At 57.3% G+C, this 25444-nt stretch carries 29 protein-coding genes; 14 read left to right on the top strand and 15 right to left on the bottom strand.

The features are described from left to right. The first annotated feature begins 109 nt into the window (after positions 1–109). Positions 110–988 (top strand): putrescine utilization regulator PtrR, encoded by an 879-nt coding sequence (gene ptrR, locus M2416_RS09630; protein WP_076947503.1) that lies wholly within the window; start codon positions 110–112, stop codon positions 986–988. Here the strand turns inward: ptrR and M2416_RS09625 are convergent. Beyond that, entirely contained in the window at positions 942–1424 is a 483-nt protein-coding gene (locus M2416_RS09625) for a GNAT family N-acetyltransferase (RefSeq protein WP_128878129.1), read from the bottom strand. The two genes, ptrR and M2416_RS09625, sit on opposite strands and share 47 nt — an antisense overlap. 98 nt (positions 1425–1522) lie before the next feature. Next, the gene (locus M2416_RS09620; RefSeq protein ID WP_259223544.1) at positions 1523–2326 is read right to left on the bottom strand and encodes a PhzF family phenazine biosynthesis protein; all 804 of its coding nucleotides are present in this window, start codon (positions 2324–2326) and stop codon (positions 1523–1525) included. 201 nt (positions 2327–2527) lie between these two features. Here M2416_RS09620 and M2416_RS09615 point away from each other — a divergent pair, with 201 nt between their 5' ends. Beyond that, on the top strand, positions 2528–3724 hold the full coding sequence (locus M2416_RS09615) for a sugar transporter (RefSeq protein WP_041145636.1): 1197 nt from the start codon (positions 2528–2530) through the stop codon (positions 3722–3724). A gap of 64 nt (positions 3725–3788) precedes the next feature. On the opposite strand, the gene M2416_RS09610 is transcribed toward M2416_RS09615, so the two are convergent. Beyond that, positions 3789–4457, bottom strand: coding sequence for a MarC family NAAT transporter (locus M2416_RS09610; protein WP_076947501.1), 669 nt, complete (start codon positions 4455–4457; stop codon positions 3789–3791). Between the two features lie 248 nt (positions 4458–4705). On the opposite strand from M2416_RS09610, the gene marR reads away from it, so the two are divergent. From marR to marB, 3 genes are read left to right on the top strand one after another with little or no spacing between them, the layout of a single operon-like run. Beyond that, a complete protein-coding gene (marR, locus tag M2416_RS09605; RefSeq protein ID WP_041145638.1) occupies positions 4706–5140 on the top strand; it encodes a multiple antibiotic resistance transcriptional regulator MarR in 435 nt (144 codons plus the stop codon). 17 nt (positions 5141–5157) lie between these two features. Further along, positions 5158–5538, top strand: a complete 381-nt coding sequence (gene marA, locus M2416_RS09600; protein ID WP_004862191.1) for an MDR efflux pump AcrAB transcriptional activator MarA — start codon at positions 5158–5160, stop codon at positions 5536–5538. A gap of 30 nt (positions 5539–5568) precedes the next feature. Then, on the top strand, positions 5569–5775 hold the full coding sequence (gene marB, locus M2416_RS09595; protein WP_041145639.1) for a multiple antibiotic resistance protein MarB: 207 nt from the start codon (positions 5569–5571) through the stop codon (positions 5773–5775). Positions 5776–5818: 43 nt separating this feature from the next. Here the strand turns inward: marB and eamA are convergent, their stop codons facing one another. Continuing rightward, positions 5819–6718, bottom strand: a complete 900-nt coding sequence (gene eamA / locus M2416_RS09590; protein WP_259223541.1) for an O-acetylserine/cysteine exporter — start codon at positions 6716–6718, stop codon at positions 5819–5821. 195 nt (positions 6719–6913) lie between these two features. On the opposite strand from eamA, the gene ydeE reads away from it, so the two are divergent. Both ydeE and M2416_RS09580 read left to right on the top strand, forming a co-directional pair. Continuing rightward, positions 6914–8110 (top strand): efflux MFS transporter YdeE, encoded by a 1197-nt coding sequence (gene ydeE, locus M2416_RS09585; RefSeq protein WP_259223538.1) that lies wholly within the window; start codon positions 6914–6916, stop codon positions 8108–8110. Positions 8111–8225: 115 nt separating this feature from the next. Further along, on the top strand, positions 8226–8696 hold the full coding sequence (locus M2416_RS09580; protein WP_259223536.1) for a helix-turn-helix domain-containing protein: 471 nt from the start codon (positions 8226–8228) through the stop codon (positions 8694–8696). 48 nt (positions 8697–8744) lie between these two features. On the opposite strand, the gene urtE is transcribed toward M2416_RS09580, so the two are convergent. The 7 genes from urtE to M2416_RS09545 all read right to left on the bottom strand — a co-directional run bounded on the left by urtE (position 8745) and on the right by M2416_RS09545 (position 16124). Continuing rightward, complete coding sequence (urtE, locus tag M2416_RS09575) at positions 8745–9443, bottom strand: urea ABC transporter ATP-binding subunit UrtE (RefSeq protein WP_259223534.1); 699 nt, start codon at positions 9441–9443, stop codon at positions 8745–8747. 9 nt (positions 9444–9452) lie between these two features. Beyond that, entirely contained in the window at positions 9453–10250 is a 798-nt protein-coding gene (gene urtD / locus M2416_RS09570) for an urea ABC transporter ATP-binding protein UrtD (RefSeq protein ID WP_041145644.1), read from the bottom strand. Then, the gene (gene urtC / locus M2416_RS09565) at positions 10250–11323 is read right to left on the bottom strand and encodes an urea ABC transporter permease subunit UrtC (protein WP_133599690.1); all 1074 of its coding nucleotides are present in this window, start codon (positions 11321–11323) and stop codon (positions 10250–10252) included. The genes urtD and urtC overlap by 1 nt, the downstream gene beginning before the upstream one ends. Next, positions 11323–12888, bottom strand: coding sequence for an urea ABC transporter permease subunit UrtB (gene urtB / locus M2416_RS09560; RefSeq protein ID WP_135184596.1), 1566 nt, complete (start codon positions 12886–12888; stop codon positions 11323–11325). Before urtB ends, urtC begins: the two co-directional genes overlap by 1 nt. Positions 12889–12986: 98 nt before the next feature. Then, positions 12987–14258, bottom strand: coding sequence for an urea ABC transporter substrate-binding protein (gene urtA, locus M2416_RS09555; protein ID WP_041145647.1), 1272 nt, complete (start codon positions 14256–14258; stop codon positions 12987–12989). Positions 14259–14432: 174 nt separating this feature from the next. Continuing rightward, positions 14433–15536 (bottom strand): cobalamin-independent methionine synthase II family protein, encoded by a 1104-nt coding sequence (locus M2416_RS09550; protein WP_259223527.1) that lies wholly within the window; start codon positions 15534–15536, stop codon positions 14433–14435. Positions 15537–15731: 195 nt separating this feature from the next. Next, positions 15732–16124 (bottom strand): rhodanese-like domain-containing protein, encoded by a 393-nt coding sequence (locus tag M2416_RS09545; RefSeq protein WP_115192670.1) that lies wholly within the window; start codon positions 16122–16124, stop codon positions 15732–15734. Positions 16125–16192: 68 nt separating this feature from the next. Between M2416_RS09545 and ftrA the strand changes: the two genes are divergently transcribed. The 3 genes from ftrA (at position 16193) to mgtS (ending at position 17743) form a co-directional block, all read left to right on the top strand. Further along, positions 16193–17206, top strand: a complete 1014-nt coding sequence (ftrA, locus tag M2416_RS09540; RefSeq protein WP_076947491.1) for a transcriptional regulator FtrA — start codon at positions 16193–16195, stop codon at positions 17204–17206. 53 nt (positions 17207–17259) lie between these two features. Further along, positions 17260–17475, top strand: coding sequence for a DUF4177 domain-containing protein (locus M2416_RS09535; RefSeq protein WP_041145651.1), 216 nt, complete (start codon positions 17260–17262; stop codon positions 17473–17475). Positions 17476–17647: 172 nt separating this feature from the next. Next, positions 17648–17743, top strand: coding sequence for a protein MgtS (gene mgtS / locus M2416_RS09530; protein ID WP_004102377.1), 96 nt, complete (start codon positions 17648–17650; stop codon positions 17741–17743). A 179-nt stretch (positions 17744–17922) separates the two neighbouring features. Here the strand turns inward: mgtS and M2416_RS09525 are convergent, their stop codons facing one another. From M2416_RS09525 to M2416_RS09515, 3 genes are all read right to left on the bottom strand, one after another. After that, a complete protein-coding gene (locus tag M2416_RS09525; protein WP_076947490.1) occupies positions 17923–18495 on the bottom strand; it encodes a YceI family protein in 573 nt (190 codons plus the stop codon). Then, the gene (locus M2416_RS09520) at positions 18492–19064 is read right to left on the bottom strand and encodes a cytochrome b (protein WP_076947489.1); all 573 of its coding nucleotides are present in this window, start codon (positions 19062–19064) and stop codon (positions 18492–18494) included. Before M2416_RS09520 ends, M2416_RS09525 begins: the two co-directional genes overlap by 4 nt. Positions 19065–19362: 298 nt before the next feature. Beyond that, positions 19363–20562, bottom strand: coding sequence for an MFS transporter (locus tag M2416_RS09515; protein WP_259223519.1), 1200 nt, complete (start codon positions 20560–20562; stop codon positions 19363–19365). 103 nt (positions 20563–20665) lie between these two features. On the opposite strand from M2416_RS09515, the gene M2416_RS09510 reads away from it, so the two are divergent. Together M2416_RS09510 and M2416_RS09505 are read left to right on the top strand one after the other, a co-directional pair. Beyond that, the gene (locus M2416_RS09510; RefSeq protein ID WP_259223517.1) at positions 20666–21583 is read left to right on the top strand and encodes a LysR family transcriptional regulator; all 918 of its coding nucleotides are present in this window, start codon (positions 20666–20668) and stop codon (positions 21581–21583) included. Positions 21584–21819: 236 nt separating this feature from the next. Further along, the gene (locus tag M2416_RS09505) at positions 21820–22302 is read left to right on the top strand and encodes a glutathione peroxidase (RefSeq protein ID WP_076947486.1); all 483 of its coding nucleotides are present in this window, start codon (positions 21820–21822) and stop codon (positions 22300–22302) included. Between the two features lie 189 nt (positions 22303–22491). Here the strand turns inward: M2416_RS09505 and M2416_RS09500 are convergent, their stop codons facing one another. Then, positions 22492–22788, bottom strand: a complete 297-nt coding sequence (locus M2416_RS09500) for a chorismate mutase (protein ID WP_259223514.1) — start codon at positions 22786–22788, stop codon at positions 22492–22494. 410 nt (positions 22789–23198) lie between these two features. Here M2416_RS09500 and M2416_RS09495 point away from each other — a divergent pair, with 410 nt between their 5' ends. Further along, positions 23199–24179, top strand: coding sequence for a GlxA family transcriptional regulator (locus M2416_RS09495; protein WP_259223513.1), 981 nt, complete (start codon positions 23199–23201; stop codon positions 24177–24179). A gap of 78 nt (positions 24180–24257) precedes the next feature. Next, positions 24258–25268: a type I glyceraldehyde-3-phosphate dehydrogenase gene (gene gap, locus M2416_RS09490; RefSeq protein ID WP_076947483.1), complete on the top strand. Its 1011-nt coding sequence runs from the start codon at positions 24258–24260 to the stop codon at positions 25266–25268. The last annotated feature ends 176 nt before the right edge of the window (positions 25269–25444 follow it).

Here is a 25444-nt window from a genome sequence, read left to right as displayed (position 1 = left end):
CTCTGTATTGATGGCGAATGTTGATTGCGAACTGACCTCATTCTGGCTTACGCTTCCATTCATTGAAAATGAATAATATTAAGCAACCCGTTCACAAAAGAAGAATACTATGGACCTGACCCAGCTTGAGATGTTCAACGCCGTCGCCGCCACCGGCAGCATTACCCAGGCCGCGCAGAAGGTGCATCGCGTCCCTTCGAACCTCACCACCCGCATTCGCCAGCTGGAGGCCGACCTCGGCGTAGAGCTGTTTATCCGCGAGAACCAGCGCCTGCGCCTTTCTCCCGCCGGCCATAGCTTTCTGCGCTATAGCCAGCAGATCCTGGCGCTGGTCGATGAGGCAAGAATGGTGGTGACCGGCGATGAGCCGCAGGGGCTGTTTTCGCTCGGGTCGCTGGAGAGTACCGCCGCGGTCAGGATCCCTTCAGCGCTGGCGCTCTATAACCAGCGCTACCCGAAAATCCACCTGGCGCTGTCAACCGGCCCTTCCGGCAATATGATCGACGGCGTGCTGGAGGGCACCCTGAGCGCGGCATTTATCGACGGACCGCTGGTGCACCCTGGCCTCGAAGGCCTGCCGGTATTCCCGGAAGAGATGATGATCGTCGCCCCCGTGGGCCATGCGCCGATTACGCGCGCCAGCGAGGTGAACGGCGTCAACGTTTACGCGTTTCGCGCCAACTGCTCCTACCGGCGCCATTTTGAAAGCTGGTTTCACGCCGATCGCGCCACCCCCGGGCGGATCCATGAGATGGAGTCCTATCACGGCATGCTGGCGTGCGTGATTGCCGGCGCCGGGCTGGCGCTGATCCCGCGCAGCATGCTGGAGAGCATGCCCGGCCATCATCAGGTTTCCGCGTGGCCGCTGGCCGAAGAGTGGCGCTGGCTAACGACCTGGCTGGTGTGGCGGCGCGGGGCGAAAACCCGCCAGCTGGAGGCGTTTATAGCGCTGCTGAACGAAGATCGGCAACGAGCAGTTTCTCCATAAACAGACTCAGCGGGTCTTCCTGATAGGGGGCAAAGGGGCTGCGCGTTTGATAGCCGCTGCGGGTATAGAGCCTGACGGCGGCCTGCTGGTAAATGCCGGTTTCGAGGCGCACGGTGTGGCAGTCGCGGCGGCGAGCCTCGCTTTCCAGCGCCTCCAGCAGCCGTTCGCCCAGCATCTGCCCGCGATGATTAGGATCGATAAACACCCGCTTCATTTCGCCAAAGCCATCGTCGTCAAGGACGATAGCTCCGCAGCCCACCGCCTGCTGGTTGTCATCCCTGATCAGCAGCACGATAACCGACTCCGCCTTTAGCTGGCTCAGGTCGACAAGGTGGTTGCTCTCTGCGGGATAGAGTGATTCCTGAAAAGCATCCAGTTGGGCAATCAGGGCGGTCAGATCGGGATGGGACAACGAGGTTGGGGCGATGGTGTACATTGCTGGCTCCTTTTTTTTGAGCCACTGTAGCGCACGCGTAGGCCGGTCGTTCATAGCATTAACTTATCGCGCCGCTCCTTCCTGAGCGGCGCGCTCTTTTACGCGTTGACCTGGCGCAGAGCAACTTTGCCAATCAGGTAGGTTACCGCCTGACCGCCAATCAGCACCCGCTCGCCCTGCCACTGACAGCGCAGGTCGCCGCCGCGGGCCGATACCTGACGCGCCTGCATCTGCGTTTTGCCAAGCCTCTCGCCCCAGTAAGGGATCAGCATGCTGTGGGCCGAGCCGGTGACCGGATCTTCGGCTACGCCCTCGCCGGGACAGAAGAAACGGCTAACGAAGTCGTACTCCTCGTCCGCCGCGCTGATACAGACCATCTTGCCGAGCCGCTGGAGCTGGTGCATGTCCGGACGGACGGCCTCAACCTGCTGACGATCCGCCAGCACCACCAGATAGTCACGCCCGACCCGCACCTCCAGCGCGTGGCTAATTCCCAGCCCGGCCAACAGCTCGGCGGGCGGGTTGGCAACTTCCGTCGTCGACCACGCCGGGAAGTCGAGAGTCAGCCAGTCGCCGTTGCGCGTCACCCGCAGCTCGCCGACAAAACGGGTGCTGAATACAATCGTGGCGGACGGATGGTCAAGGTATTCAAAAATAACGTGCGAGGCCGCCAGCGTCGCGTGGCCGCACAGGTTTATCTCATACTGCGTGGTGAACCAGCGCAGCTCATAGCCTTCATCGGTGCGCACGAAGAAGGCGGTCTCCGACTGATTATGCTGCTGCGCCATTTTCAGCAGCGTCTCGTCAGGCAGCCACTCTGTGAGCGGGCATACCGCCGCGGCGTTACCGCCAAAGTTACGATCGCTGAAAGCATCTACCAGATAAAAATCAATTTCCTGCATCGCTATAGTCCTTTTTTATTACTTATCCTCAACATGACATAAAAGCGCGATGTGCACACGATCCAGAGAGAAATTAATCTGTTAGCTCGTTTATCACCGCAACGGGAAAATGAGATGCAGATCACAAAATGATTGTATTTTCAGCAGCAATCGTTTTAAGATCGCCTTCTCTTCTTCCTCTAAGCACTCAGTTCAAAACCTATGATTACAAACACGGTTTCACGCAGGGTCGCGTGGCTTCGGGTAGTCACGCTGGCGATCGCCGCTTTTATCTTTAATACCACCGAATTCGCGCCGGTCGGCCTGCTGTCCGATATTGCCGGCAGCTTCGGGATGGAAACCGCCCAGGTCGGCATGATGCTGACTATTTACGCATGGGTTGTGGCCCTGATGTCGCTGCCGTTTATGCTGCTCACCAGCCAGATGGAGCGCCGCCGCCTGCTGATCGGCCTGTTTATTCTGTTTATTGCCAGCCACGTGCTGTCGTTTTTTGCGTGGAGCTTTAACGTGCTGGTGATCAGCCGTATCGGTATCGCCTTCGCCCACGCGGTGTTCTGGTCCATTACCTCGGCGCTGGCGATCCGCATGGCGCCGCCGGGAAAACGCGCCCAGGCGCTGAGCCTGATCGCCACCGGCACCGCGCTGGCGATGGTCTTTGGTATTCCCATCGGCCGCATCGTTGGTCAGTATTTCGGCTGGCGCACCACCTTCCTGGTCATCGGTCTTGGCGCGCTGGTCACGCTGGTGTGTCTCTACAAGCTGCTGCCGAAGCTGCCAAGCGAGCACTCTGGTTCGCTGAAAAGCCTGCCGCTGCTGTTTCGCCGCCCGGCGCTGCTCAGCATCTATCTGCTGACCGCTATCGTGGTGACGGCGCACTACACCGCGTACAGCTACATTGAGCCGTTTGTGCAGACGGTGGCCGGTATGAGCGGTAATTTCGCCACCGTATTGCTGCTGGTGCTCGGCGGCGCGGGGATTATCGGCAGCGTGCTGTTCGGCAAGATGGGCAATAAGCACGCTTCGGGGCTGATTAACATGGCGATTGGCCTGCTGCTGGCCTGTCTGCTGCTGCTGCTGCCGGCCTCGCAAAACGCCAACCACCTGATGCTGCTCAGCATCTTCTGGGGCGTGGCGATTATGATTATCGGCCTCGGGATGCAGGTTAAGGTACTGGCGCTGGCCCCGGACGCAACCGACGTTGCGATGTCGCTGTTCTCGGGGATCTTTAATATCGGTATCGGCGCCGGCGCGCTGGTCGGTAGCCAGGTGAGCACCCAGCTGTCGATGGCCTCTATCGGCTACGTCGGAGCCATTCCGGCGCTGGTAGCGCTGGTCTGGGCGGTGATGATTTTCCGCCGCTGGCCGGTGTCGCTGGAAGAGCAGCCCCACCACTCCTGATAGCGGCAATAAAAAAGCCGGATAGCGCTACGCTGTCCGGCTTTTTTGATCGGCTGTTTACCCGTCAGGCATGATAGGTGGTAATGATTTCCAGCACCCCGTTAATAATAAACTGCACGCCCATGCATACCAGCAGGAAGCCCATCAGGCGGGAGATCGCCTCGATGCCGCCCTTCCCGACCATACGCATAATCGCCCCGGAGCTGCGCAGACAGCCCCACAGAATAATCCCTACCAGGGCGAAGATAATCGGCGGCGCCACCAGCACCACCCAGTTGGGGAAATCAACGCCGTGTTTCACCGTCGACGCCGAGCTGATGATCATCGCAATGGTCCCCGGACCTGCCGTACTCGGCATAGCCAGCGGCACGAAGGCGATATTGGCGCTCGGCTCATCGACCAGCTCTTCCGATTTCATCTTCGCTTCCATCGAATCGTGCGCTTTGTGCTGCGGGAAAAGCATCCGAAAACCGATAAAGGCGACAATCAGCCCTCCGGCAATACGCAGCCCGGGTATCGAAATGCCAAAGGTGCTCATGACCACCTGACCGGCGTACCATGCGACCATCAGAATAATGAACACATACACCGAAGCCATCAGCGATTGTCGGTTACGCTCGGCGCTGTTCATGTTGCCCGCTAACCCGAGGAACAAGGCCACGGTAGTGAGCGGGTTTGCCAGCGGCAATATCACCACTAACCCTAACCCTATCGCTTTAAAGAGTTCGATCATGATTAATTAAGGCCCTGTTAATATTACACTATTAAAAAAGTTTCCCGGCGCAAGTATAGCTTTTATGCCGTTGGTCTTGCCAGCGCTTATCTTGCTTCTGCCGCCGCGCCAGCGCCGTCTCGCCCCCGCTATCGGCGCTATTTATTGCCGCTTTAGCAAATCGTGTCATCAGCTAATTCATCAGGTTGACTTATGATTGCCTGGGCAATAATATCCACAGCAATTAAATAATTGCCTGGGCAACCATTGTGAAAAGCACAAGTGACCTGTTTAACGAAATGATCCCCCTCGGTCGCTTGATCCAGATGGTTAACCAGAAAAAAGATCGCCTGCTCAACGAGTACCTCTCTCCGATGGATATCACTTCCACCCAGTTCCGGGTGCTCTGTTCCATTCGTTGCGAAGTATGCATTACCCCCGTTGAGCTGAAAACCGTGCTCTCGGTCGACCCAGGCGCAATGACGCGCATGCTCGACCGCCTGGTCTGTAAAGGCTGGATTGAACGGTTACCCAACCCCACTGACAAACGCGGCGTGCTGGTGCAGTTAACGCCAGACGGCGCGGCGCTATGTGAGCAATGTCATCAGGTTGTGGGTCAGAAATTGCACCAGGAATTAACAAAAAATCTGTCGGCGGATGAAGTGGTCACCCTTGAGTATTTACTCAAGAAAGTCCTGCCGTAATAAGAAGAGGTAAGATGATGTCCAGACGCAATAACGACGCCATCACTATCCATAGTATTTTGTCGTGGATCGAAGATAACCTGGAATCGCCGCTGTCGCTGGAGAAAGTGTCTGAGCGCTCAGGTTACTCTAAATGGCACCTGCAAAGAATGTTCAAGAAAGAGACCGGTCACTCCTTAGGCCAGTACATCCGCAGCCGCAAGCTGACCGAGATCGCCCAGAAGCTCAAGCAGAGCAACGAGCCGATTCTCTACCTGGCGGAGCGCTACGGATTTGAATCACAGCAAACGCTGACCCGAACCTTTAAAAACTATTTCGACGTTCCGCCGCATAAATATCGCATGACAAATATGCCGGGTGAATCCCGCTATCTAATGCCACTGAACAACTGTTGTTAATCGCCTGCAAAAAGACGTATTGAGGAAATCATGAAACTATTCGCTGCCGCCGCCCTTGTGCTGGTCGCCCTGGCTTCAGGCCAGAGCTATGCGGAGCAAACCACGACCCCGGTTCGCCATAACCACCGCGATGCGATGATAATGCCTTCCGAACATAACGATTCGCCGTTTGATTTTAATCATATGGCTGCCGGTAGCGACAAGTCAGATGAGCTAGGCGTGCCGTACTACAATTAACCGCACGACTCCGGTCTTTTAGCCCCGCACTGCGGGGCTTTTTTTATCCCCGCGGTGCGCTGACGCGAACCCGCCGCAGGCCAAAGACGTTAATATAGAGCCCGGCCATAATCAGCACCGCCCCGGTGAGCTGCAGCCCGCTCAGGGTTTCGCCAAGCAGCAGCGCGGCGCTGGCCATCCCCACCACCGGCACCAGCAGCGAGAGCGGCGCCACCCGCCAGGTCTCGTAGCGCCCGAGCAGCGAGCCCCAAATCCCGTAGCCGACAATCGTGGCGATAAACGCCAGGTAGAGCAGCGAAAGCACGGTCAGCAGATCGATCTGCACCAGGCTGGCGACCATTTTTTGCGGGCCATCGAGCAGGTATGAGGCCAGCATAAACGGCAGCACCGGGATCAGCGCGCTCCACACCACCAGCGACATGATCTGCGGCTTCTCCTGCCTCGACATGATTTTCTTATTGAAGATATTCCCGCAGGCCCAGCTCAGCGCCGCCGCCAGGGTCAGCATAAACCCGACCACCGGCACATGCTGCGCGCCGAGGCTCGCCTCTACCAGCACCAGCACGCCGAAAATCGCCAGCGCGATGCCGGCCAGCTGCTTGCCCTGCAGACGTTCACCAAAGGTAAACACGCCGAGAATAATGGTGAAGAACGCCTGCGCCTGCAGCACCAGCGACGCCAGCCCTGCGGGCATGCCGAGGCCGATGGCGCAGAACAGAAAGGCGAACTGCCCAAAGCTTATCGTCAGGCCGTAGCCCAGCAGCAGGCGCAGGGGAATTTTTGGCCGCGCCACGAACAGCAGCGCCGGGAAGGCGACGAGTAAAAAACGCAGCCCCGCCAGCATCAGCGGCGGCATGTTGTGAAGCCCGAGCTTAATCACCACAAAATTAAGCCCCCAAACGACCACCACCAGCAGCGCCAGCAGTCCGTCTTTACGTGTCATACCCTGTCCCGGCCATTACGCGAATTTTTATCAATGAAATCAAAGTAACGGAAAAATCCTCATTCGGAAAGATCATTATTTTTAGCAGGGCCGCTATGCCCCTTTTGTCATAGGGGAATGCTATACAAGCCTGAAAGACCATGTTATTTGTGAGCAGTACAACAAAAAAAATAACATTTATCAGGCAAGGAAAAAATGATACCGACCCTCAGGCGCTCAACGATAGCGCTGCTGGCTTCATCGCTGCTGCTCACCATCGGCCGCGGCGCGACGCTCCCTTTTATGACCATCTTTCTTACCCGCCAGTATCAGCTGGAGGTGGATAAAATCGGCTACGCCATGTCTATCGCCCTGACGGTTGGGGTGGTGTTCAGCATGGGGTTCGGCATTCTGGCCGATAAGTTCGATAAAAAGCGCTATATGCTGGTCGCCGTGACCGCCTTTATCTGCGGGTTTGTGGCGATCCCGCTGGTAAACAGCGTCCCGCTGGTGGTCTTTTTCTTCGCCCTGATCAACTGCGCCTATTCCGTCTTCTCCACCGTATTGAAGGCGTGGTTTGCCGACGTGCTGACGCCGGAAAAGAAGGCGCGGATCTTCTCGCTCAACTATACCTTTCTCAATATCGGCTGGACCGTCGGCCCCCCGCTCGGCACCCTGCTGGTGATGCACAGCATTAACCTGCCGTTCTGGCTGGCTGCGGCCTGCGCCGCGTTTCCGCTGGTGTTTATCCAGCTCTTCGTCCAGCGGACCTCGGCGGCAATCGCTGCGGATAGCGCCAGCCCGTGGTCGCCCTCGGTGCTGCTGCGCGATCGGGCGCTAATGTGGTTTACGCTCTCCGGGCTGCTGGCGTCGTTTGTCGGCGGCTCTTTCGCCTCGTGCATTTCTCAGTACGTGCTGGTGGTCGCCGACAGCGACTTTGCCGAGAAAGTGGTGGCGGTCGTTCTGCCGGTCAACGCCGCGGTGGTGGTGGCGCTGCAGTACGCCGTCGGGCGCAGGCTGAACGCGCGCAATATCCGCCCGCTGATGACCTTCGGTACGCTATGCTTTGTCATCGGGCTGGGCGGGTTTATTCTTTCCGGCAGCAGCCTGCTGCTGTGGGGCCTGTCGGCGGCGATTTTTACCCTTGGCGAGGTTATCTATGCGCCAGGAGAATATATGCTGATCGACAATATTGCGCCGGCGGGCATGAAGGCCAGCTATTTTTCCGCCCAGTCGTTAGGCTGGCTTGGCGCCGCGTTTAATCCGATGATCACCGGGGCGATTCTGACCCATATGCCGCACTGGTCGCTGTTTGTGGTGCTGATGGTGGCGATTATCGCCGCGTGGCTGATGATTTTCCGCGGCATGAACAATCCCCCGCGGCAAAAAGGTTGTCCGGTGGCCAGCGCCTGAAGCCTGCCGCCACGGGGCTGTCGGGTCGGTGTCGGGTTAGTGTCGGGAGAGGATCGTGGCGGCCGACGGCGCAAACCTGCAGGCTTCATCTCAGGTTTCATCCGGAGATAGAAAAATGAACGGTATTAATCAGGTTAAACAGTTACGTCTGCAGCGCGCGTGGTCTCAGGAGCAGTTAGCCGAACTGGCCGGCGTCAGCGTGCGCACCATTCAGCGCATCGAAAACGGCGATCGCCCGGGCCTCGAAACGCTCAGCGCCCTCGCCGCCGTATTTGAGGTTAACGTGGCCTGTCTGAGCGACGACGCCCCCGTCGGTCACGAAGAGTCGCTCGATTTACGCATTGAGGAAGCCAAAGAGCGGGTCCATCAGGAGAGCCGCTTCTTTCGCTCGCTGTCGGTCGCGGTGGTGGTTTGCGTCCTGCTGGCGGTACTCAACCGGGTCAACAGCCCCGCAAGCGACTGGTCAGCGTGGGTCGCCGCCATCTGGGGCGCGCTGCTGCTGGTGAGAGCTGCCCGGCTGTTTGTCTTCGGCGGAATGACCCGCAGCTGGCGCCAGGCCCGGCTGCAGCGATTGTTACGTAAATAGACTTCGTTCAGCGCGACGTCAGGCGTCGCGCTGAATGATTATTGCGGCTTAGATAGCCACCATTCCGCGCACGCCCTCGGCTGCCATATCCGCGCCCTTTCCCTGCTGAATAATAGTCCCTCGCGACATCACCAGGTAGTGATCGGCAAGGGCAGCGGCAAAATCATAGAACTGCTCCACCAGCAGAATCGCCATATCGCCGCGGTTTGCCAGCTGGCGGATAACTTCGCCGATCTCCTTAATCACCGAGGGCTGAATGCCCTCCGTTGGCTCATCGAGGATCAGCAGCTGTGGCCGGCTTGCCAGCGCCCGGCCAATCGCCAGCTGCTGCTGCTGACCGCCGGAGAGATCGCCCCCGCGCCGCTGCTTCATTGTTTTTAACACCGGAAACAGCTGATAGATCTCCTCCGGAACCTGACGCGCGTCGCGGGCGGAAAAGCGCGACAGGCCCATCAGCAGATTCTCTTCCACGGTGAGGCGGGGAAAGATCTCTCGCCCCTGCGGGACATAGGCGATCCCGGCCTGTACGCGCTGATGAGGCTTACGCGCCGTGATGGCCTTATCCTGCCATATCACCTCGCCGCTGCGCGCCGGGACCAGCCCCATCAGGCACTTCAGCAGCGTGGTTTTTCCGACGCCGTTGCGCCCCAGCAGGCAGGTAATCTCCCCCGGCCGGGCGGCAAAATCGACGCCGCGCAGAATATGGCTGCCGCCGTAGTATTGATGTAACTGGTTAACCTGCAGCATCGGCGCTCCTTAGCGTCCAAGATAAACGTCAATCACCTGTTCGTTGGCCTGCACCTCGCGCAGCGAGCCTTCCGCCAGCACCTGCCCCTGATGCAGCACGGTTACCCGGTCGGCAATCGTTTCAACGAATCCCATATCGTGTTCAACCACCATCAGGGAGTGCTCTCCGGCGAGGGTGCGGAACAGCTCGGCGGTGTATTCGGTTTCGGCGTCGGTCATGCCGGCGGCGGGCTCATCCAGCAGCAGCAGATGCGGCTCCTGCACCAGCAGCATGCCGATTTCAAGGAACTGCTTCTGCCCGTGCGACAGCAGCCCCGCCTGCCGCCCGCGCTCGCCATCGAGGCGCAGCAGGCGCAGGGTCTCGCTGATGCGATCCTCCTGCTCCCCGCTTAGCCGCGCGCGCAGGCTGGCCCAGACCGACTTATCGCTTTTCAGCGCCAGCTCGAGATTTTCAGCCACCGTCAGCGCTTCAAAGACCGTCGGCTTTTGAAACTTGCGCCCAATCCCCTGGCGGGCAATGGCTATCGGGTCAAGGGACATCAGGTCGATGGACTGATCGTACAGCGCCCTGCCGCTCTGCGGCCGGGTTTTGCCGGTAATCACGTCCATCAGGGTGGTTTTTCCGGCGCCGTTGGGCCCGATAATGCAGCGCAGCTCGCCCACGCCAATCTGCAGCGAGAGGTCGGTTAGCGCCTGGAAGCCGTCGAAGTTGACGTTAATCTTTTCCAGCTGCAGCACCGGGTCGGTTTGCTCGCGAAAGCGATCCGTCGGCAGCTGGCGGGTAAACAGGCCGTCATCCGGTTGCATCAGCGGTCTCCTTTACGCAGCAGGCCAATCACCCCACGCGGTAAAAAGAGGGTGACGATGATAAAAATCAGTCCAAGAAACAGCTGCCAGTACTCCGGGATCGCCATCGTGAAGTAGCTTTTCGCGCCGTTGACCAGCCCTGCGCCCAGCACCGGGCCGACCAGGGTTCCGCGACCGCCGAGCGCCACCCAGATGGCGGCCTCAATCGAGTTGGTCGGCGACATTTCGCCTGGGTTAATGATCCCCACCTGCGGGACGTACAGCGCCCCCGCCAGCCCGCACAGCACGGCGGAGAGCGTCCACACCAGCAGCTTAAAGCCGCGCGGATCGTAGCCGCAGAACATTAGCCGGTTTTCGGCGTCGCGCACCGCGGTCAGAATGCGGCCGAACTTGCTGGTCGCCAGGCGAAAGCCTATCCACAGCGTTAACAGCAGCAGCAGTACCGTCGCCATAAACAGCGCCGCGCGGGTGCCGGTCGCGGTGACGGAGAAGCCGAGCAGCGTGGTGAAGCCGGTAAAACCGTTGTTGCCGCCGAAGCCGGTCTCATTGCGGAAAAAGAGCAGCATGCCGGCGTAGGTCAGCGCCTGGGTCATTATCGAGAAGTAGACCCCTTTGATTTTGGAGCGAAAGGCAAACCAGCCGAACACCAGCGCCAGCAGCCCGGGAACCAGTACCACCAGCAGCATCGCCCAGGCAAAGTGCTGGGTTCCCCACCAGAACCACGGCAGCTCGGTCCACGACAGGAAGGACATAAACGCCGGCAGACCGTCGCCGGCCGCCTGACGCATCAGATACATGCCCATCGCATAGCCGCCCAGCGCAAAGAAGATGCCGTGGCCCAGCGACAGCATGCCGGCGTAGCCCCACACCAGGTCCAGCGCCACCGCGACGACGGCGTAGCAGAGGATCTTGCCGGTCAGGGTCAGCAGCCAGGTCGGCACCGCCAGCGGATGCGACTGAGGCAGTAGCGCCAGAAACGGCATGCTCAGCAGCGCTATTATCACCAGCGCCCCAAGCCAGCGCAGCGGCCGCGGCGCGTTGCGCGCAAGTCGTAAGGTCATCGGTTGGCTCATCAGTCAATCACCCTGCCTTTTAACGCGAACAGCCCCTGCGGGCGTTTCTGGATAAACAAAATAATCAGCACCAGGATCAGAATTTTGCCCAGCACTGCGCCCAGCTGCGGTTCGAGGATTTTGTTAAAGATCCCGAGGCCAAATGCCGCCACCACGCTGCCCGCCAGTTGGCCGACGCCGCCCAGCACCACCACCAGAAACGAGTCGATGATATAGCCCTGGCCGAGCTCCGGGCCGACGTTGCCGAGCTGCGACAGCGCGACGCCGCCCAGGCCCGCGATCCCGGAGCCGAGGCCAAACGCCAGCATATCGACCCGCCCGGTCGGCACGCCGCAGCAGGCGGCCATGGCCCGGTTCTGCGTCACCGCCCGCACGTTCATGCCCAGACGGGTTTTATTCAGAATCAGCCAGGTAAAGAACAGAACGAGGATCACAAAGCCGAGCACCGCCAGCCGGTTCCACGGCAGGATCAGGTTGGGCAGCACCTGCATGCCGCCGGAGAGCCACGCCGGGTTCGCCACCTCGACGTTTTGCGCGCCGAACAGCATCCGCGTCAGCTGAATGAGCATCAGGCTGATCCCCCAGGTCGCCAGCAGCGTTTCCAGCGGGCGCCCGTAGAGATGACGAATAATGGTACGCTCCAGCGCCATGCCGATCCCGGCGGTGACCAGAAAGGCCACCGGCAGCGCAATCAGCGGATAGAGCGCCAGCCACTGCGGGGCGAACTGGGACAGCGCCTGCTGCACCAGCCAGCAGCTGTAGGCGCCGATCATCAGCATTTCGCCGTGGGCCATATTGATGACCCCCAGCAGCCCGTAGGTGATGGCCAGCCCCAGCGCCGCCAGCAGCAGCACCGAACCAAGCGACAGCCCCATAAAGGCCTGGCCGAGAATTTCGCCGAGCAGCAGCCGCTGCTTAATCTGACTCAGGCTGTCGGCCGCCGCGCTGCGCACGCCGGCATCAGGCTCATGCTGCGCATCGGTAAAGGGCATCAGCAGCGCCTGCGTTTCGGGGTCGGAGGAGTGGCCCAGTCGCTCAACCGCCGCCAGCCGCTGCTCTCTGGCAGGGCTGCTCAGCTGAAGGCGAGCCAGCGCCATCTCCAGCTGCGTTTTGACTCCGTCATCCGTTTCTGCCGCCAGCCGCTGCTGCAGCAGGCCGCTCATTTCCGGGGTGGCTTCCCGCTGGAGGATCTTCACCGCCGCCGCCCTCTCAGTGACACTGTCACTCACCAGCAGGTGCGTGGCCAGCGCGCCGGCGGCCAGGTTGCGCAGGCGGTTGGTGAGCCGCACCGGTTTGGGGGTGCCTGAAGGTTCCGCCGCCGCGCCCAGCGCCTGCTGATTGCTAAAGGCGTGACCGCTGCTATCAACCTGCAGCGTTTCCGCTGCTAAGGCGCGCAGCAGCGGCAGACGCTGGGCCTGCGGAGCGGCGGCCCACTGTTCGAGCAGTCGCGCCTGCTGGCTGCGATTGGCCGTCACGAAATCATCCGCGTCCGCCGCCTGCGCGCGCCACGGCAAAATCATCACCAGCAGCGCGAAGTAGTAACCCATGATGCGCAGCGCCTTCATGATTGCTCTCCTTGTGGCGTTCCGGGTCGCCCGTACGCTCGTTAATGCACGTTCCACCCGCCCGGGCCGTCGCCCGGGAAGGTGACGCTAAGTGACGTTTAGTTGCTGACGGTTTTTACCGGATGGTCGGGCTTCTTATCGTTACCGGCGATCCACGGGCTCCACGGCTGGGCGCGCACCGCGTCGTCGGTCTGCCAGACGACGTTGAACTGACCGTTGCCTTCGATTTCACCGATCATCACCGGCTTATGCAGATGATGGTTGGTGGCATCCATGGTTAAGGTAAAGCCGGACGGCGCTTTGAACGTTTGCCCGGCCATCGCCGCGCGAACCTTGTCCACATCGGTCGTACCGGCCTTAGTCACCGCCTGAGCCCACATGTGCAGCCCAACCCAGGTGGCTTCCATCGGATCGTTGGTAACCACGGTATCGGCGTTCGGCAGCTTGTGGGCTTTTGCATAGGCGCGGTAGTCGGCAACGAACTGTTTGTTGGTTGGGTTATCGACCGACTCAAAGTAGTTCCACGCCGCGAGGTTGCCGACCAGCGGCTTGGTATCGATGCCGCGCAGCTCCTCTTCCCCCACCGAGAAGGCAACCACCGGGACATCGGTAGCCTTCAGTCCCTGGTTCGCCAGCTCTTTATAGAACGGAACGTTGGAGTCACCGTTGATGGTCGAAACCACCGCGGTTTTTCCGCCGGCAGAGAATTTCTTAATATTGGCGACGATGGTCTGGTAATCGCTGTAGCCGAACGGGGTGTAGACCTCTTCGATGTCCTTATCCTGAATCCCTTTGGCGTGCAGGAAGGCGCGCAGGATCTTGTTGGTGGTGCGCGGATAAACGTAGTCCGTCCCCAGCAGGAAGAAGCGTTTCGCCCCGCCGCCGTCCTCGCTCAGCAGGTACTCCACCGCCGGGATAGCCTGCTGGTTTGGCGCCGCGCCGGTATAGAAGACGTTCGGCGACATCTCTTCGCCTTCGTACTGTACCGGGTAGAACAGCAGCCCGTTGAGCTCCTCGAAGACCGGCAGAACCGATTTACGCGATACCGAGGTCCAGCAGCCGAAGACCGCCGCCACCTTGTCCTGAGTCAGCAGCTGGCGGGCTTTTTCCGCAAACAGCGGCCAGTTCGAGGCCGGGTCAACCACCACCGGTTCGAGCTTTTTGCCCAGCACGCCGCCTTTGGCGTTAATATCGTCGATCGCCATCAGCGCGACGTCTTTGAGCGGCGTTTCGGAGATGGCCATGGTCCCGGAGAGAGAATGCATAATGCCGACCTTAATGGTGTCGGCGGCAAAAGCCGGAAAAGTGTAGCCCATGCTGATGACAGAGGCGGAGAGTGCAAAAGCTTTTAATAGTGTTCGACGCTGCATGTTCACTCCTGAATATCGCAAAAACAAAATATGAATTAACGACTAACCGGAAGTGATAAGGCAAAAACGATGCCAGGTTGAAAAACAACCTGAACGTGCGGCGCGCGGCGGGAGCGTATAAAGGGAGGCGCGGCGTTGCCTCAAAACGGTGCAACGCTGCGCTAAGAAGAGAGGTTACCAGACCTGAGCGGCGACCCCGGTGACGAGGCGGACTTTATCCCACTGCTGAGACTCGGTCAGCGCATTTCCCTCTTCGGTCGAGGCGAAGCCACACTGCGGGCTGAGGCAAATTTGCTGCAGCGAAACATACTGCGCCGCCTCCGCCAGCCGCGCCTTCACCCCTTCAGGATTTTCCAGCTCGCCGTTTTTGGTGGTAATGAGCCCCAGCACCACCTGCTGATGACCCGGGCGGATAAAGCGCAGCGGCGCAAAGTCGCCGGAGCGGTCGTTATCGTACTCCAGGAAGAACGCATCGATATTAACGCTGCCGAACAGCACTTCCGCGACCGGCTCGTAGCCGCCTTCGGAGATCCACGTGGAGCGGAAGTTGCCCCGGCAGACGTGCAGACCGACGGTTAAATCCTCCGGCTTGCCTTCGAGGGCCTGGTTGAGCACCCGGGCATAGATCCGCGCCAGCTCGTCAGGGTCTTCCCCGCGGTCGCGCACCTGCTGGCGCTGTTCGTCGGAGCACAGGTAGGCCCAGACGGTATCGTCCAGCTGCAGATAGCGGCAGCCGGCGTCATAGAACGCGCGGATCGCGTCGCGCCAGGTGGTCGCCAGGTCGGCAAAATAGTCGGCAAGGTCCGGATAAACGGTGGCGTCAATGTCTTTGCGTCCGCCGCGGAAATGCAGCACGCTCGGGCTGGGAATGGTCATTTTTGGCTGCGCGTCGCCGCTGATGCTTTGCAGAAAGCGGAAGTCTTCCAGCATCGGATGTTCGCCAAACGCCAGCTTGCCGGTCACCCGAATGCCGTGCGCCCGGGTCTGCACGCCGTTGAACTGGATGCCGTGGTCCGAATCGTAGCGCTCGACGCCCTGCAGGCCGTCAAAGAAATCAAAGTGCCACCACGCGCGACGAAACTCCCCGTCGGTCACCACGTGCAGGCCGCAGTCGCACTGCTGCTGCACCAGCTGGCGAATCGCTTCATCCTCCACCCGGCGCAGCTGCACGCCATCGATAGCACCTTCGGTAAACTGCTGACGCGCCAGCTTGATGGCGTCTGGACGGAGGAAGCTGCCGACAATATCAGCGCGGAACGGGGCCTGTGAGCGTTGCATGGTGTCTCCTTAGCGGCAGGCCGGTTTAGTTGCCCACCGTGATAGTTCATTATTTGAATTTGTAGACTTCTGGATGGCTATATGTCCAAATACTGGCACGCGGCATGCCGATCGGCAAACGAGAAAATTTCATGGCTGATGAAATATTTTCATCCAGCGGTCAGCTTACTCTCCGGAGGCTGACCGCCGCCCGGCTTAGTCGGCGAAAGGCAGCCCTTCATCCTGCCAGCCGGTCAGGCCGCCGATCATCATCTTCACCGGTCTTCCCAGCAGCGCCAGCCGCAGCGCCGCGACGTCCGCGCCGTTGCAGTGCGGACCGGCGCAGTAAACCACGAATAGCGTCTCCATCGGCCATTCGCTCATTCTGGCGGCATCAATGTGCCGGTGCGGAATATGCAGCGCCCCGGGGAGATGGCGGCGGGCAAAAGTTTCCGCACTGCCGACGACGTGCAGCAGGACGAAATCGGCCTCGCCTTCGCTCATCGCCCGGTGGACGTCAGCACAATCTGTTTCAAGACCCAGCTTTTTGCCGAACCAGGCGGCGGCTTCGGCGGGTGCGGCAGGGGTAAATTCGGTAACAACACTCATGGCGTATTCTCCTTGTCTGTGATACCACTTATTTAATGTCACCTTCACTCACTTATCCGCTGGCAACCATGACAGAAAACGCTGAAATCATGCCAACCTCCACCGTGACGTTGTCACCTAACCGGGTGGTCGCGCTGGCCTACGACGGCCTCTGTACCTTTGAATTTGGCGTGGCGGTCGAGATCTTCGGCCTGCCGCGTCCTGAAATGGGCGCCGGCTGGTATCAGTTTGCGGTAGCGGCCGTCGACAGCGGCGAGCTTCGCGCGACCGGCGGTATACGGCTGATGGCCGATGGCGGCATGGATCTGCTCAGCAGCGCGGAGACCATTGTGGTCCCCGGCTGGCGCGGAATTGATGCCCCGGTACCCGCAGCGCTCTGCGCGGCGCTGGTTGCCGCCCGCGCCCGCGGCTGTCGCATCATCTCGATTTGCTCCGGCGTGTTCGTGCTCGCCGCCGCTGGCCTGCTCGACGGACGCCGGGCAACCACCCACTGGCGCTATACCGACCAGCTGCGCCAGCGCTATCCGCAGATAGAGGTCATCGACGACGTGCTGTACGTCGGCGACGAGAACGTGATGACATCGGCAGGCAGCGCCGCCGGGATTGATTTATGTCTGCATCTGGTGCGCGAAGACTACGGCATTGATGCGGCGAATACGGTTGCCCGCAGGCTGGTTATCTCCCCGCACCGCGACGGCGCCCAGGCCCAGCAGGTTGTCCGCCCGGTGGCGAAGGCGCGGGAAAGCCAGCGTCTGGGGCTGCTGTTTGATTTTCTGCATCAGCAGCTGGCGGTCAGCCACAGCGTCGCCTCGCTGGCGCAGCGCGTCGGCATGAGCCCGCGGACCTTTTTACGCCGCTTTGAGGCGGCAACCGGCAAAACCCCGGCGCGCTGGCTGCTGGATGAGCGTTTGCTGCGCGCCACGCAGCACCTCAGCGACACCCGGCTTAGCGTGGAGAGGATCGCCGAGCTTTGCGGCTTTGCCAATGCTGGTGCCCTGCGCCATCATTTTCGCCAGCAGTTTGCCCTCAGCCCGTTACAGTATCGCAAGAAGTTTTCTGCCCCCGCGGTTGTAAAACCGTAGCGGCAGAGCACAATAGCTTTAATTTGTTTATCTAACGCAAGGAGCTGGTTCCAATGAAAAAAGAGTGTCGCGTGGTGCTTTATAAGGAAGGGATACTGGGAAGTATGTTTTTCGGCGAGGCTAAAGCCGACCCCGATAAGATGAGCCGTTTCCTGAATGAATACACCATGCAGGGCTGGGAAGTGAAAACGATGTCCGTGGAAAGGCGCCGCACCGGCCTTTTCTGGTCACGGGAAGCCTATCTTTTCGTACTTGAACGCGCCCTCTGATCCCCCCTCTTCGCCCGCCCGCTTGCGCCGCGGGCGTCATTATTGAGATCTTAAAGAATACCTTTTGTTAACATCCGGTTGAAGTTGCGCGGGCTACTATAGCTGCAACAACCGTACACCCTGTTCAATAAGGACAACCTTAGCGCAAATAAAAACTCGATGGAGGTTAATCATGCTGGGAAATATGCATGTATTTATGGCAGTTCTGGGAACAATTCTGTTCTTTGGTTTTCTTGCCGCGTACCTAAGCCACAAATGGGATGACTGATGAACGACGATAATCCCCACCCTTAAACGCCCCTTGCTGCTGATGCATCAAGGGGCGTTCTGCTTTATTGCGCTATGCCGAATACCGCCCTGAACGAAAGCGGCGTTGATAGCACCGGGCCAGCGTCTTCCCGGCGCATTTTAGCTATAGCGGATTTGTTATATCCGGGATTTATTCAATTACTGCTGGACGCCTTCTACGGAGATAATAAGCTCGACGTCCTGTGAGGCCGGGCCCAGATCGCTTTTAATATTGAAGTCTTTGAGGTGGATGCTGCCTGTAGCCTCAAATCCGGCACGTTTGCCACCCCACGGGTCATCGCCCTGACCAATGAGTTTCGCATCCAGAACAACAGGCCGGGTAACACCATTCAGCGTCAAATCACCCGTAATCGCCAGCTTCTCACCGCTCTTTTTGACCGCCGTCGATACAAACGTCGCCTCAGGGAACTTGCCCGTATTGAGGAAATCGGCCCCTCTCAGATGTTTGTCACGTTCAGCATGATTGGTGTCCAGACTGCCGGTAGCAATTTTAACATTAACCTTATCGGCCGAGGGGTTACTTTCGTCATAGGTGAAGGTGCCATCAAAATCTTTAAATGTCCCATACAGCCAGCTATAGCCAAGATGTTTTATTTTGAAGTTTACAAATGCATGTTGGCCCTCTTTATCAATCTTATAATCCGCCGCTAAAGCAGAACCTGAAACGAACAGAGCGGTAAACAGCGAAAGTCCCAGCAGGTGTTTTTTCATTTTTTTACTCCAGAGTGTATTGACGTTTTACCCAGCATTCTGAGCAGCGTTGCGTCTTTATCAATAAAATGGTGCTTAATTGCCATAAGGCCGTGAAGAATGGATACCACCACGACGCCCCATGCAACCCACAGGTGTATTACGCCCGCAGTGTCAGCCTGTATCGCGGCGTCAGATATGAACGCGGGTACAGAGAACCAGCCAAAGACGGTTATCGGTTTGCCATCGGCTGTTGATATGAGGTAGCCGCTAATGACAATAGTGAAAAGAGCCAGATAAAGTAACGCGTGAACGAAACCGGCACCCAGGCGAGTTATCTTTGAATAGCTTTTTAACGGCTGAGGTGCAGAGGATATAAACCGCCACAACACCCGGATGATTAGCCCCATCATTAAAAGGATACCGATCCCTTTATGGATATCCGGAGCTTTATGGTACCAGGTATCATAATATCCTAAGGTCACCATCCACAGCCCGAGCGCGAACATCCCATACACCACAGCAGCCGTGAGCCAGTGCAGGGTTATGGATATAAAACCATAAGCTGATTGTGAGTTTACCAGACGCATTTACTCAGACTCTTTCATGTAACAAAAAACACAAAATGACTTCATTCAATTAATAAATCAATCATTAAGTTAACATAAATGTGAATTTTTATTGGCATTCAAATTTATTGCTCAAACCTGAGTTACTCCTACAAATATTCCGCATGCGCAATTAAAGAAGATGCTTTCTTTTTAATCTTTTATTTATTTACGTAAATTACGTTTACATAAACTCAAGAAAACATTCATTTCTTTTTTTAAGCCCGGAGAGCGTTTCACAGCCAGGAAGCGGCGAGACAGACATAAACATTTGCGCCGTTCAAAGGAGGTCAGGCCGGAGAGTCCGTTTAGCCAGTTTCTTTTGTAAAATGATAACGATAATTGGCAACCCTGCTGCGGAAATTGCACATGTCACCAGCAGCTTGTTCATATTTTGTGGCGCCATGCCATGCTCAGGTAATAACAGAGCGGACAGGAAAAATGCGCCGGTTGTAATCAGATACATTATTGATGTCTGTAATGAAGAGAATCCAGCGCGCTGCCCGTCATCAGGAAACTGAATCGCCACCGCCGAAGATGAAACCAGGCGACTGTAGGATGCACCGAGAAATAACGTCATAAATAACGCCGCATGCTGATAGCCGAGAATGGGTATTAGCAAACTCAGTATAAAGACGATGGTTGACCCGCTAGCCAGCGTCAAAGCGGAAAAACGGGAAGTTAGCGCGCCGGTAATTTTTGTAGACAGATAACCTGTCACCCCTCCGGCGAAGAACAGCCAGGGCAACAGGTCTTGCGAAGCGCCCAGCTGCTGAGTCATTAAGGGTACCAGAACAGGAACCACCAGCATGGGGCTAAACTGCGCAAGCGCATTACTGGAGGCAAACAGTAAAGTATCCGCATCGAGAGGCTGCGCGGGGAGCCGGTCGAAAGAGACGGGCTCCCGGGGTATGATGAATACAATCAGCGGCAATGCCAACAAACAAAGCGTACTTATTAACCATAAAGCGACATGCCAGCCATAATGCGCACACAAAAATAAGATCGTGGGCATGCCTACAATGCTTACCAGCGAAAATGACGTAATGACCGTCGCCAGCATCTTTCCGCGCAAATGCGCCGGGGCGTTGTTTATCAGTATACTTATACCCACCCCCATTGTCGTCCCTCCAACAAATCCTGCACATAATCGTAGCGTCAGCAGAAGACTAAAACTGGCGGTGAAGGTAGTCAAAAATGTCAGCAGGCCTAACAGCGCCATATTGGCAATTAAAAAACGTTTCTTATTGAAACGACCAATCCGGTAAAAGGCGATAATTCCCGAAAGGACGGCACCCGCGGTGTACATACCGGACACGTAGCCTGAGAAGGATACGGGTACGGCGAAATCGGCTGCCATAAAAGCAAAAATAGGGTTGAACATCATATATTCCAGCGCATTAGCGAACTGGATAAAAGCCATTACAGCGGCTATCCGCATGAGGGCTTTATGATTAAACGTCGGTGTGACCAGTGACATAGCAAGCAGCCTGTGGATGAAAGAGATCCGAGTTTAACCCCTATCAAAAATATTCATTAGATGGTAAAAGTGGCACTCATTATTATCATATTTGGGATAGTTAATGCGTCCGGCTCTTGATTTTAATTCCCTGAAAGTGTTCATTGCCGTGGTTGAAAGAGAAAGTTTTGTGGGGGCATCGAAACTCCTTGCAATGCCGACCTCAAACGTGAGTCGTTGTATTTCTCAGTTAGAAGACAAACTGAATCTTCAGCTCATTGAGCGCAGCACCCGGCATATGAAACTCACCCAGACGGGGCAGCTACTCTATACCCGAGCGAAGCCACTGCTGGAGGCGCTTGAGCAGACTGAGACCGAATTGACGTTGCGGCAAATGCAGCTCAAGGGCCCATTACGTATCTGCATTCCCAATGAAATAGGGCCTGCGCTGCTGGGTTCTGTTGTTGCCGATTTCGCCTGTCAGCATCCGGAGCTGGAGATCAGCTGCGTCACCAATTTGTCAGGTTTCGAATCCCTGCGCGAGGATCTGGATTTAGCGGTCATTGTCAGCCGCGGTCAGATGGATGACTGTGACTACATCGCCCGTCATCTGCTGACGATCCCCTGCACCATCGTGGCAGCCCCCAGCCTCATTCAGCGGTACGGCACCCCTTCTCGTATACAGCAATTTGAAGAATTACCCTGTATTACAACGGTAAGTGCGCTGAAAGGCGCGCCCTGGCAGTTCGTCAATAAAAAGGGGGGATTCGAAACCATTAAGGTCAGAGGTCATTATCGGGTAAACAGCGGCGAGATGGCAGGACGAGCCGCGGTCTCAGGCGTCGGTTTTGCCATTCTCTCTAAACAAGCCTGCCAGCCCTATATTAGCGATGGTCGGTTAATCGAGATTAAGTTTGAACAATCGGTAGCCCCACTGCAGTTGTTCGCCATTTATTCAGACCGGCGCTATTTGCCTGCTAAAACAAGAGCGCTAATTGATTTCATGCATCAGCAGTTGAGCAATATATCCTTTGCAACATAGGGCAGCGTGGAATAGCCGCAGAGAGTCCGGCTGGCATAATGAAACTCGCCTTAACACACAACTCAAAGCCGTCCCAGGTCGTCGCGTGTGGCTGCCTGATGCGAGAAGCATATATTGTTCGTATAATAGCGTTTTAATCAGGCTCTGTTCACCGCGACCCGCGCCGCGCGCCCCTGTAGCCATGCGCTACATGGCAGCGTCGACGTCGAATGGGTGCGGCTATGAGGAATTTCGCCATGACCCCCTTTTATCAACTGACTGCCACCAGCCTGCGCGGCCAGCGCATCTCTATGGCCGACTATGCTGGCAAGCTGATTCTGGTGGTTAATACCGCCAGCCATTGCGGCTTTACGCCACAATACGCTGGGCTTGAAGCGCTCTACAAGAAGTACGCCGCCCGTGGTCTGGTGGTGCTTGGTTTCCCCTGCAACCAGTTCGGTAAGCAGGAACCCGGCGACGCTGACGAAATAGCGCAGACCTGTCACATCAACTACGGCGTGAGCTTCCCAATGTTTGAGAAAGTGGAGGTCAACGGCGCCGCATCGCATCCGGTGTTTCGTTACCTGAAAGACCAATTGCCGGGCGTGCTGGGAGGGCGGATCAAGTGGAACTTCACTAAGTTCCTGATTGGACGCGACGGTAAGCCGCTCAGACGTTTTGCTCCGTTCACCACCCCAGAGAAAATGGAGGCCGCAATCCTTGCTGCACTTGAAATCTAAGCATTCCGGTAATCAGCGTCCTCCACATCTGGAGCACTTCCGTGATCGGTATGGGGTTAACGTCCGCCGCTCGCGGCAGGTTCAACCGATGTCTTCGCCGACGCAGGTAGAGTGCGGTTGCCGCCGCGGATAAAAGCGCAATATTTATATCGATAGCGTTGCTTCAACACGGATCCTTGTCGCGTAACGTCAGTTCTTATGCTGTTGTAACTGGCGATGTTGCTCAAGCTCATATTCAATGAATGCGTCTATCATGCTCCGATAGACTTTCTCAATAATCACTTCAGGAAGCCCTGCCTCAGTCGCTTTCTCGCGAACCCGATCGATAACCTGCTGCACCCGTTCCGGAGCACGAACGGCAGAGCGATCGCTTTTAAACGCGGCTGCTGCTTTCACACATTCTGCGCGTTGAGCAATCAATTTGACCAATTCGCTATCTATCCGATCGATACGACCCCTGACATCTTGAATGCTGGAAAAAGTCACTTTACAAACCCTTGAGCTAGTACATGAGTTCGACATAATAGATCAAATCTCAATTGATTCCAGCTCCGGGAATGAATTAATGAAAGGCCGACGGTTCTTTCCTTCGATAGATAATGCCTGCTTCTGGCTCAACGCTTCCTGTCATGCCAGCCTGCGAAATTGACTTAACGATACGCGCAGAGCGATTGAAAGCTGGATCACTTCGTCCAGTTTTCGGCGAGGAAATCGACAAAGCAGCGTATTCTCGAAGAGAGGTGGCGTCTGGCGGCCCATAGTGCACAAAAATGCCCATCCCCGCCGCGCTTATGCCGATAACGGCTTCAATATTGATAGAGGCTAATGTACTACCGGGCGGTATCAGCTCAATATGTTCTGTTGACTTATTCTGTAAAAGGATTACTTTTCAGGACATGAAGAAGATACTCATTATAGTCCCCGATGGCGGCATGCTGTTTGAATCCGCCGGTATTGCCGACATCCTGATGCAGGCCAACCGCCTGCATCAGGAAGGCGCTACGGACGCCTGTTACCAGGTTCAGTTAGCGACAACCCAGCCGCATCAGGTTATCCATGGTCAGTCGGGTTTAAATCTACTGGCGGATCATCGCCTGCATGAGATAGACCCTCGCGAGCCTCTCGATACCATCATTATCACCGGCAGAGGTCAAAACCCGCAGGAAGGGATTGCGGTGGTGGACTGGCTGCGCCTTGCCGCCCCCCATGCCCGCCGCATTGCATCCATTTGCGGCGGGGCGATGCTGCTGGCGCAAAGCGGGCTGCTGGACGGCAGACGAGCCACCACCCACTGGAAGCTACTGGAAACCCTGCAGACAGAATTTCCTCAGGTGCGCGTCGAAGGCGGTCCGCTGTACGTTCAGGACGAGCATATCTGGACATCAGGCGGGGTCAGTTCCGGCTTTGACCTTACCCTGGCGCTGGTTGAAGAGGACTACGGCTTCAGCCTTGCGCGCGACATCGCCCAGGACTTCGTCATGTACCTGCGGCGTCCCGGAGGCCAGCTGCAGTTTAGCCGCTACAACCTTCAGCAGACCAGCACCCTGGGCCCGATTAACGATCTGCTGGCCTGGCTTCTCGAGAACCTCACCGCCGACCTCAGCGTGGAAAAGCTGGCGGCAAGAGTCGCCATGAGCCCGCGTAACTTCACCCGCGTGTTTACCCGGGAAACCGGCGCATCGCCGGCGCGCTACGTCACCGAGGCCCGCCTGGCCGCTGCCCGCCAGCGTCTGGAGCAGACCAACGAGACGCTGGATCGCATCGCCGAACAATGCGGATTTGGCAGCAGCATTAACCTGCGACGGCTATTTGAAAAACAGCTTCACCTGACGCCGGGTGAATATCGCCAGCGCTTTCACTGCCGTAAAATGGCGTAAAGTGATCCTTTTTTGTCATTTACGCCAACTGGCGACCGGCCTACATTACCTGCAGAGACAACAGATAAGGAGTTGATCATGGTAAAGGTCGGTATTAACGGTTTTGGCCGTATCGGACGCAACGTACTGCGTGCCGCGCTGGGTAATCCGGATATTCAGATTGTGGCAATCAACGATCTGACGGACAGTAAAACGCTGGCGCATCTGCTGAAATACGACTCGCTGCTCGGCAAGCTCGACGCCGATGTCATCGCCGGTGAGGGGCAGCTTGTGGTTGACGGTAATCCCATTACCGTGTTCAGCGAACGCGACCCGGCCAACATCCCGTGGCGTCAGAGTGAAGTCGATATCGTCATTGAAGCCACCGGCTTCTTCACCGATCGCGACAAGGCGGCGGTGCATATCCATAGCGGTGGCGCAAAGCGAGTGATTATCTCCGCCCCCGGTAAAAATGATGATTTAACCATCGTGATGGGCGTTAACGACGGCCTCTACTCCCCGGATAAGCACTACGTGGTCAGCAACGGCAGTTGCACCACCAACGGTCTGGCGCCTGCCGCGCAGGTTCTGCACCAGCATTTCGGTATTAAGCATGGCCTGATGAATACCACCCACGCCTACACCAACAGCCAGGCGCTGCACGACCAGCCGGAAAAAGATCTTCGTGGTGCCCGCGCTGCGGCACTGTCGATTGTGCCTTACTCCAGCGGTGCCGCGAAGGCGCTCGGCAAAGTCATTCCCGAGCTCGATGGCCGCTTAACCGGCTACTCGCTGCGCGTACCGGTTCCGGTGGTCTCCATTGTCGACCTGACCGTAACGCTTGAGCGGGATGTGACGGCAGAGGAGGTCAATAATGCGTTTCGCGAAGCCGCCGCCGCGGGACCGCTGCAAGGGATCCTCGGCTATAGCGATGAACCCCTCGTCTCAAGCGACTACCAGGGTGATCCGCGCTCTTCCATTATCGACGGTCTGTCAACGCTGGTGATTGGCGGCAATATGGTCAAAATTCTGGCGTGGTACGACAATGAGTGGGGATTCTCTAATCGCCTCGTCGACCTGGCGCTGCTGATGGCAAGGCGTGAACGCTAACCCCCTGCTCTGCAGCTTTCTTTAAAATCCACGCCTGGCGTGGATTTTTTATCTCTGTTTATTGTTGTTGAGAGAAAACGACCGGATAGCACTCCTGCAGCTTACATCTTCAACCACGACGAGCTGGAACTCATCCTGCCAGAATGGTCCAGACCCCGGTTGAGATGAATATCATC

Origin of the sequence: Klebsiella sp. BIGb0132, from assembly GCF_024810075.1 — a bacterium.
GTDB lineage: Bacteria > Pseudomonadota > Gammaproteobacteria > Enterobacterales > Enterobacteriaceae > Klebsiella > Klebsiella terrigena.
Note: the sequence above shows the minus strand (reverse complement) of the source record. Positions and strands in the feature narration are given on the sequence as shown.

Excerpts from the sequence above, each read along its gene's own strand:
- ptrR (WP_076947503.1), top strand. The coding sequence starts at position 110 with ATGGACCTGACCCAGCTTGAGATGTTCAACGCCGTCGCCGCCACCGGC.
- M2416_RS09625 (WP_128878129.1), bottom strand. The coding sequence starts at position 1,424 with ATGTACACCATCGCCCCAACCTCGTTGTCCCATCCCGATCTGACCGCC.
- M2416_RS09620 (WP_259223544.1), bottom strand. The coding sequence starts at position 2,326 with ATGCAGGAAATTGATTTTTATCTGGTAGATGCTTTCAGCGATCGTAAC.
- M2416_RS09615 (WP_041145636.1), top strand. The coding sequence starts at position 2,528 with ATGATTACAAACACGGTTTCACGCAGGGTCGCGTGGCTTCGGGTAGTC.
- M2416_RS09610 (WP_076947501.1), bottom strand. The coding sequence starts at position 4,457 with ATGATCGAACTCTTTAAAGCGATAGGGTTAGGGTTAGTGGTGATATTG.
- marA (WP_004862191.1), top strand. The coding sequence starts at position 5,158 with ATGTCCAGACGCAATAACGACGCCATCACTATCCATAGTATTTTGTCG.
- marB (WP_041145639.1), top strand. The coding sequence starts at position 5,569 with ATGAAACTATTCGCTGCCGCCGCCCTTGTGCTGGTCGCCCTGGCTTCA.
- eamA (WP_259223541.1), bottom strand. The coding sequence starts at position 6,718 with ATGACACGTAAAGACGGACTGCTGGCGCTGCTGGTGGTGGTCGTTTGG.
- ydeE (WP_259223538.1), top strand. The coding sequence starts at position 6,914 with ATGATACCGACCCTCAGGCGCTCAACGATAGCGCTGCTGGCTTCATCG.
- M2416_RS09580 (WP_259223536.1), top strand. The coding sequence starts at position 8,226 with ATGAACGGTATTAATCAGGTTAAACAGTTACGTCTGCAGCGCGCGTGG.
- urtE (WP_259223534.1), bottom strand. The coding sequence starts at position 9,443 with ATGCTGCAGGTTAACCAGTTACATCAATACTACGGCGGCAGCCATATT.
- urtD (WP_041145644.1), bottom strand. The coding sequence starts at position 10,250 with ATGCAACCGGATGACGGCCTGTTTACCCGCCAGCTGCCGACGGATCGC.
- urtC (WP_133599690.1), bottom strand. The coding sequence starts at position 11,323 with ATGAGCCAACCGATGACCTTACGACTTGCGCGCAACGCGCCGCGGCCG.
- urtB (WP_135184596.1), bottom strand. The coding sequence starts at position 12,888 with ATGAAGGCGCTGCGCATCATGGGTTACTACTTCGCGCTGCTGGTGATG.
- urtA (WP_041145647.1), bottom strand. The coding sequence starts at position 14,258 with ATGCAGCGTCGAACACTATTAAAAGCTTTTGCACTCTCCGCCTCTGTC.
- M2416_RS09550 (WP_259223527.1), bottom strand. The coding sequence starts at position 15,536 with ATGCAACGCTCACAGGCCCCGTTCCGCGCTGATATTGTCGGCAGCTTC.
- M2416_RS09545 (WP_115192670.1), bottom strand. The coding sequence starts at position 16,124 with ATGAGTGTTGTTACCGAATTTACCCCTGCCGCACCCGCCGAAGCCGCC.
- ftrA (WP_076947491.1), top strand. The coding sequence starts at position 16,193 with ATGACAGAAAACGCTGAAATCATGCCAACCTCCACCGTGACGTTGTCA.
- M2416_RS09535 (WP_041145651.1), top strand. The coding sequence starts at position 17,260 with ATGAAAAAAGAGTGTCGCGTGGTGCTTTATAAGGAAGGGATACTGGGA.
- mgtS (WP_004102377.1), top strand. The coding sequence starts at position 17,648 with ATGCTGGGAAATATGCATGTATTTATGGCAGTTCTGGGAACAATTCTG.
- M2416_RS09525 (WP_076947490.1), bottom strand. The coding sequence starts at position 18,495 with ATGAAAAAACACCTGCTGGGACTTTCGCTGTTTACCGCTCTGTTCGTT.
- M2416_RS09520 (WP_076947489.1), bottom strand. The coding sequence starts at position 19,064 with ATGCGTCTGGTAAACTCACAATCAGCTTATGGTTTTATATCCATAACC.
- M2416_RS09515 (WP_259223519.1), bottom strand. The coding sequence starts at position 20,562 with ATGTCACTGGTCACACCGACGTTTAATCATAAAGCCCTCATGCGGATA.
- M2416_RS09510 (WP_259223517.1), top strand. The coding sequence starts at position 20,666 with ATGCGTCCGGCTCTTGATTTTAATTCCCTGAAAGTGTTCATTGCCGTG.
- M2416_RS09505 (WP_076947486.1), top strand. The coding sequence starts at position 21,820 with ATGACCCCCTTTTATCAACTGACTGCCACCAGCCTGCGCGGCCAGCGC.
- M2416_RS09495 (WP_259223513.1), top strand. The coding sequence starts at position 23,199 with ATGAAGAAGATACTCATTATAGTCCCCGATGGCGGCATGCTGTTTGAA.
- gap (WP_076947483.1), top strand. The coding sequence starts at position 24,258 with ATGGTAAAGGTCGGTATTAACGGTTTTGGCCGTATCGGACGCAACGTA.